Origin of the sequence: Allobacillus salarius (assembly GCF_007559425.1) — a bacterium.
Classification (GTDB): Bacteria; Bacillota; Bacilli; order Bacillales; family Alkalibacillaceae; genus Allobacillus; species Allobacillus salarius.
The window spans coordinates 1-1,045 of record NZ_VMHE01000074.1 but is presented as its reverse complement, the minus strand read 5'-3'; the positions used below and the strand labels follow the sequence as shown (position 1 = coordinate 1,045).

Sequence of the window (1,045 nt, the reverse complement as noted above, 5' to 3'; positions counted from 1 at the left end):
ATCCTTAGAAAGGAGGTGATCCAGCCGCACCTTCCGATACGGCTACCTTGTTACGACTTCACCCCAATCATTGGCCCCACCTTCGGCGGCTGGCTCCATAAAGGTTACCCCACCGACTTCGGGTGTTGCCAACTCTCGTGGTGTGACGGGCGGTGTGTACAAGGCCCGGGAACGTATTCACCGCGGCATGCTGATCCGCGATTACTAGCGATTCCGGCTTCATACAGGCGAGTTGCAGCCTGCAATCCGAACTGAGAATGGCTTTAAGGGATTGGCTAAACCTCACGGTCTCGCTGCCCTCTGTACCATCCATTGTAGCACGTGTGTAGCCCAGGTCATAAGGGGCATGATGATTTGACGTCATCCCCACCTTCCTCCGGTTTGTCACCGGCAGTCACCTTAGAGTGCCCAACTAAATGCTGGCAACTAAGATCAAGGGTTGCGCTCGTTACGGGACTTAACCCAACATCTCACGACACGAGCTGACGACAACCATGCACCACCTGTCACCGCTGCCCCGAAGGGAAGGCCTATCTCTAGGCCGGTCAGCGGGATGTCAAGACCTGGTAAGGTTCTTCGCGTTGCGTCGAATTAAACCACATGCTCCACCGCTTGTGCGGGCCCCCGTCAATTCCTTTGAGTTTCAGCCTTGCGGCCGTACTCCCCAGGCGGAGTGCTTATTGCGTTAACTGCAGCACTAAGGGTTGGAACCCCTAACACCTAGCACTCATCGTTTACGGCGTGGACTACCAGGGTATCTAATCCTGTTTGCTACCCACGCTTTCGCGCCTCAGCGTCAGTTACAGACCAGAGAGTCGCCTTCGCCACTGGTGTTCCTCCACATCTCTACGCATTTCACCGCTACACGTGGAATTCCACTCTCCTCTTCTGTACTCAAGTTCCCCAGTTTCCAATGACCCTCCACGGTTGAGCCGTGGGCTTTCACATCAGACTTAAGAAACCGCCTGCGCGCGCTTTACGCCCAATAATTCCGGATAACGCTTGCCACCTACGTATTACCGCGGCTGCTGGCACGTAGTTAGCC

1 rRNA gene is annotated in these 1,045 nt (G+C 55.3%); it reads right to left on the bottom strand.

Annotated features, from left to right (window positions below):
- Nucleotides 1-8: 8 nt before the first annotated feature.
- Nucleotides 9-1,045 (bottom strand): 16S ribosomal RNA (locus tag FPQ13_RS13145); the annotation flags it as partial.